The sequence below is a fragment of the Massilia orientalis genome, from assembly GCF_030411975.2.
Classification (GTDB): Bacteria; Pseudomonadota; Gammaproteobacteria; order Burkholderiales; family Burkholderiaceae_D; genus Telluria; species Telluria orientalis.
The window spans coordinates 1-5144 of the sequence record NZ_JASNRB020000064.1 but is presented as its reverse complement, the minus strand read 5'-3'; the positions used below and the strand labels follow the sequence as shown (position 1 = coordinate 5144).

The following is a 5144-nucleotide window of genomic DNA, read 5'->3' as shown; positions in this document are numbered from 1 at the left end:
GACGTCTTCATGTAGAGCTTTCTGTCTTAAGTAGAAAATTCTACTTCTAAACGCGCTCTTTTTGTGGGGGGATTACCATTTCGTGTAGCCAGCCGCAGAATTCGTTGTGACGGATGAGGTGCCTACACCTGATTGGTCGCATCAATGGGCGGAATTGACACGCGGCGACGGGACTAGCCTCGCATGCCGTGGTGCCCGAGCTGGCCAGGATCATCGACCGGGCGCCGTCGCACGAAGTGTCGACCAGCCCGGGCAGCGGATGTCGACGGCGGCGGACGTCGGCGGCGGGCCGGCGCGCAGTAGCTGGACGAGCCGCGCATGTTGTGGTGTCCGGAACTGGCTAGGATCGTGGGCTGAACCGCATTGGAAAATTTCATTTTTTCTGGCACAAACGCTGGATTTTTTCACTTTCTCCGTCAATCCGGTTTATTTCAGTGCCGCAAATAATGAAAAAAGCCTTTTGAATCAATGGGGCTCTTTTCATCAATTGTGTCATCCAACAACGTGACAGGATCTGACGAACAGGCCCAGGCAATCAACGATTTTCTTATGTGATCTGCAAGGGCCGAATCATCTGGACGTTCTACGGGACGCCATTGCTCCAGTCTAGGACCGGGGCATCGGCGTCCCGTAGTTTTTCAGTCGAATGGGGTCGTCAGTTCCTTGTCATTCGTGTCCACCACGAACACCGCAAGAAGCTTGGCCGGCTTGGTCTTGCTGGCATTGGCGCTGACGCCGTGACGGTCCCCGGGCAGCTCGGAGAAGTTCTGTCCGGCCTTGTACGTGGTCACCGGTCCGTCGTTGACCTGGCTGCGGACTGCCCCTTCCAGCACGGTCGCGTAGATGAAGGCGGACCTGGCATGCGTGTGACCAGGCGAGTAGCCGCCCGGGCCGTATTCGACAAGCACGCCCTTCATGCTCTTGCCGGGAGCGTTCGGCAGTTCGTGCTGGTAGACGAGGGTGACCTTGGCGTTTTTCGCCTTCGGCGCTTCGGCGAGGGCGCTGCCGAGCGGCAAAATGGCGACAAGCAGCGAACAAAGAATGCGTTTCATGGAGATCTCCTTCAGTGAGCGGATGCGGAATCAGGCCTCTGCCTTCGAGCGGCGGAGCCATTCGTCGAGACCGATACGGCCGAGGCGCGCCTCGCCCAATGGCACGAGCGAATGTTCGTCGACGCGGCCGCCGAAGTATCGGGCGTCGGGATCGCTCACCACCTCACGCGGGTCGCCGATCGCCTTCAGGTAGCGGGCGACAAATTCGTTGAACGGCGCGCGTTCCGGACCGGCGATATCGACAATACCGTTGCGCGGCGCTGCGAGCGCCACATCGGCAACGATGGCAGCGACGTCGTCCGACGCGATGGGCTGGAACAGGCCGGGCGAAAGCCGGACGATATTCCCATCCGTACTTGAAGTGGCGATGCCGCCGAGGAATTCCATGAACTGGGTCGAGCGGATGATGGTGTAAGGGCTGCCGGCGGCCTGGATCAGTTTCTCTTGCGCAACCTTAGCCCGGAAATAGCCATTGTCGGGCATCCGGTCGGTCCCAACGATAGATAACGCGACATGGTGCCGGACGCCGGTCGCGGCTTCTGCCGCAAGAATGTTGTGGCTGGACGTTTGAAAAAATTCCAGCACCGCCTGGTCTTCCCATGACGGCGCATTGGCAAGGTCAATCACGACATGCGCGCCGGCCATGGCCTCCTTGAGCCCGTCGCCGGTAATGCTGTTGATACCATTTTTGGGGGAGCCTGCGATGACCTCGTGGCCGCCCTGCCGGAGTATGGCGACGGTCTTCGAGCCGATCAGCCCGGTGCCGCCGATGACGACGATCTTCATGATGTGCCTTTCGCTAAGATAAGGAACAGACTCCAAAAGTCTGCCCCTGACTCTTAGACGGTAGGCGGGGTCGATCTGTGACAGGCAATCGTTCTTCTTGCGAAGCCGATCGATTTCAGCCAGCCATCAATTCAACATCCGGCTATGCTTCGGCAACTGTGCCGCAAGATACTCATGTTGGTCAGCGAGGATATTCCGGCCGCTCAGTAGATAATGCTCCGCGCGACACGGCACATACGGCACGTAGATCAGCGGCCGGAACTGCTCCACCAGCAGATTGCCCTTCTCCTGGTTGCAGCGCTTGCAGGCGGTCACGCAATTCATCCACGTGTCCTGGCCGCCGCGCGACCTCGGCAGGATATGGTCGCGCGACAGTTCCTTGTGCGCGAAGCGGTTGCCGCAATAGGCGCAGGTGTAGCGGTCGCGCTTGAAAAGTAGATCGTTCTGGTGCGTCAGCGGCAGGCCGGTCCTGAACATGCGGGTCATGATTTCGCTGCCGGCGATGGCAATGATCGGCTTGACCGCGATTTTCGACTGCACGCCCGAACGGGAATAGCCGCCGCGGAAAACGAATTCGCGGCCGCCCAATTCCCAGGCCACTTTGCCGAGTGCGTAATACAGGATGGCGTCCTCTGGCGCAATCCAGTCGAACGGGTTGCCTGCAATATCGAGTGCCAGGATTTGCGTGTTCATCATGTCACCTTCATTCCGTAGTGACAGCGTAGCTTGAACACAAATAAAAGTCAGCAATCGTGTGCTGACTTCGACGTCATCCCCGCAATCTCGCTGGCTTGGTGCCGAATGTCGGCACCGCCACCGGCTTCGCCAGCCCGGCCAGGAAGCGGCCCAGCGGCGCTTCGACCCAATGATAAAACACCGCCCCGGACGCCACGCTGGCTGCCCACGCCCACACGACGCCTGCACCTTGCAAATAAGCATCATTCGGCACGAAGCGCGTGAACGCCGCATTCACGACCAGGCACACCGGAAAGTGGACGAGAAAAATCGAGTAGGAGATCTTGCCCAAGTAATTGATGAGCGACCATCCCGAGCTCGCATACGTGCTCAGCCGCGTGCGGCCGTACAGGCACAGGATGCAGGCCACGACGGACGCCACCGCGATACGGATCCGGAAATCCAGTTCCAGCGCCAGCACGGCCGGCACCACCATCATCAACAGCAGGGAGAACGTCGCGATGAACGGGCGGCGCGGGTCGCTCGCCCACCACGCGAGGATGCCCAGGCCGTAGCTGCCGAAAAAGTAAGGCGCCCACACGTCGAAATCGGCGTCGCGGTTGAAGTACAGCAGCGAGATGCTCACGCCCAGCGTGACCAGCAGGGGCATCAGCCAGGGCATGAAGCGGTTGCCGGCGATGCGTCCGCCCAACCACAGCAGGCAAGTAATCAGCGCATACAGCTGGAAATCAATGGCGACATACCAAGCGCCGGCGGACAACGATTCATAGCCCAGCACGCTGTGCAGCAGCAGGACGTGCGCGGCCAACTGGGACATGTTCGGCGGGGCCGAGATCGAATCGTGGACCATCCACGTGCGCGCGAGCGCGGACGCGCCGATCGCCAGGAACATGGCCACCATGAACGGCGGCGCCAGCTTGATGTAGCGGCGCCAGATCGTGCCCAGCGGATTGCCGATGCCCGGCATGGCGGACGGCGACAGCGATTTCGCGACGAGGAAGCCGCTGATGACGAGGAAAGCCTGGACGGCGATGCGGCCGTACTGGTCGAGCCAGTCGATAATCGGCGGCATCAGCGGCCGCGCGGCGTCGGCCATCGGGCCGTAGAACGCCAGGTGGTGCAGGACGATCAATTGCGCCGCACCGGCTTTCAAAAGGTTGATCAAACCAAACTGTTTTTGGACCGTCGCGTTCGGTCCAGACACTCCCGTATCTTTCATGTGTGAGCCCAGCCATTTCAGTGTTGCCCAGCATTAATTAAGCAACAATGTTGCGGAAACAGCTGAGCGGGCGGCCATCATAGCCGAGCTGAATCGTGCGGGACCACGCTTTACACCTCGTAAAGCTTGTTACATAAAGATGCAAATTAATCGTAAAAATAATGGCTGAATGGGCGTTTTTCTCGTGCTTTCAGCCATGCAAAGCAACTAAACTGTCCAAGAAGCAGCAGATATAACTTTCACGTTGGACGTCGTAACCGTCAGCAAATACCTCCGGCGATGCTCTTGCCAGTCTTTAAGTCAAATCCGAAATAACAGGTATATCCATCTGCCGGGTCGAACGTGCACCAGACATTCTCTTTGCTCCGGCTTCGCGCGCCCTTCTTCCCGCTACAGGTTTGCTTGTCATCTGGAGGCATCGCATTGAAGATCTCCTTCGCCGGCTGGCCTTCGATGATGAATGACAGCTTGCGGTCCTCTTTGGTTGGTGCCTGCTGATCATCCAGGTCGCCTGAATAAATGGTGTACTCCCCCTTGAACGGCCGATACGGCGCCGGCCGGTGGACTTGTTCCGCAGCATATGCCAAGGAAACCAATGCCGTTGCTCCTAAAATTGCCACGGTGTTCTTCATGTTGTACCCACACGTAGTGCGACATGGAAGTGATTGTCGTGATCCTTCAACGGTTGTACGCCAGGGATACTCAAGTCATTGAAGTACACCTTCATCACGGCCGGGTGAGCTTGAAAAAGACCGATGAGCCGTTCCGTAGCGCCCCTGTCATACCCCGCTTGAAAGTATTTTACGGGCACATGGGCACCGTCTTTTCGCAAAGGCCGGACGTCCACTTGAAGGCCATCCTTGTGCGAGTCGTGAGGTTTGAATTTCCCACCGCCTGGCAGGCTGATGTTCCCGACACCGAACTTCCGGCGATCGATCGCCTGCCACTCGCGCTCGATGAAGAAAAGGAGAGTCATCATTACAGGATGAGCATACTGCCCGCCTCCCTGATCCGGCGTCCCATACACATAGTAGCCGGCATCTTCGGGAGTTTGTGGGAGCATGAAGTAGCCGCGCGAATCCTTCGGTTGGACTTCGAGCATGGTGAGCCCTCCGCTCACATGATGCGGTTGGCTGCCAGGTCCCAGCCTCCGGCAGTATTTCCGCCGACACCCCCGCTGATCTTCTGCTGGGTGTACTTCCATTTGACCTTCGAAAACTTGAGGGACACGGAATCCTGGAGAATGCCGCCTTCATGAGCGGCCTGGTTCACGCTGCCAATCAATACATTTTCCAGTTCGACCTCGTAGTACTTTATAGTGGACCCCGAATTTGAGACGGTGGTTTAAGCTGTCGTCCGCGAAAGGATGACAGCGAATGAGTGAAGGTAAA

Annotated in this window: 6 protein-coding genes and 1 pseudogene; all 7 read right to left on the bottom strand. The window is 58.3% G+C overall.

The annotated features are described in order from the left end of the window. Positions 1-638 precede the first annotated feature (638 nt). Positions 639-1052 (bottom strand): cupin domain-containing protein, encoded by a 414-nt coding sequence (locus QPK29_RS33310; protein WP_371772405.1) that lies wholly within the window; start codon positions 1050-1052, stop codon positions 639-641. A 30-nt stretch (positions 1053-1082) separates the two neighbouring features. Then, entirely contained in the window at positions 1083-1838 is a 756-nt protein-coding gene (locus QPK29_RS33305; protein WP_160410787.1) for an SDR family oxidoreductase, read from the bottom strand. Positions 1839-1964: 126 nt separating this feature from the next. After that, positions 1965-2531, bottom strand: a complete 567-nt coding sequence (locus QPK29_RS33300) for an HNH endonuclease (protein WP_160410825.1) — start codon at positions 2529-2531, stop codon at positions 1965-1967. 76 nt (positions 2532-2607) lie between these two features. Further along, complete coding sequence (locus tag QPK29_RS33295; RefSeq protein ID WP_400189955.1) at positions 2608-3687, bottom strand: acyltransferase family protein; 1080 nt, start codon at positions 3685-3687, stop codon at positions 2608-2610. A 326-nt stretch (positions 3688-4013) separates the two neighbouring features. Further along, the gene (locus tag QPK29_RS33290; protein ID WP_371772407.1) at positions 4014-4385 is read right to left on the bottom strand and encodes a hypothetical protein; all 372 of its coding nucleotides are present in this window, start codon (positions 4383-4385) and stop codon (positions 4014-4016) included. Further along, positions 4382-4855 carry a penicillin-insensitive murein endopeptidase gene (locus tag QPK29_RS33285; protein WP_371772408.1) on the bottom strand — a complete coding sequence of 158 codons (474 nt, stop codon included), beginning with the start codon at positions 4853-4855 and terminating at the stop codon, positions 4382-4384. The genes QPK29_RS33290 and QPK29_RS33285 overlap by 4 nt, the downstream gene beginning before the upstream one ends. Positions 4856-4869: 14 nt before the next feature. Then, positions 4870-5079, bottom strand: a pseudogene (locus QPK29_RS33280) (type VI secretion system tube protein Hcp); the annotation flags it as partial. Positions 5080-5144: the final 65 nt, after the last annotated feature.

Coding starts and splice junctions, on each gene's coding strand:
- QPK29_RS33305 (WP_160410787.1), bottom strand. CDS start 1,838: ATGAAGATCGTCGTCATCGGCGGCACCGGGCTGATCGGCTCGAAGACC.
- QPK29_RS33310 (WP_371772405.1), bottom strand. CDS start 1,052: ATGAAACGCATTCTTTGTTCGCTGCTTGTCGCCATTTTGCCGCTCGGC.
- QPK29_RS33300 (WP_160410825.1), bottom strand. CDS start 2,531: ATGAACACGCAAATCCTGGCACTCGATATTGCAGGCAACCCGTTCGAC.
- QPK29_RS33290 (WP_371772407.1), bottom strand. CDS start 4,385: ATGAAGAACACCGTGGCAATTTTAGGAGCAACGGCATTGGTTTCCTTG.
- QPK29_RS33285 (WP_371772408.1), bottom strand. CDS start 4,855: ATGCTCGAAGTCCAACCGAAGGATTCGCGCGGCTACTTCATGCTCCCA.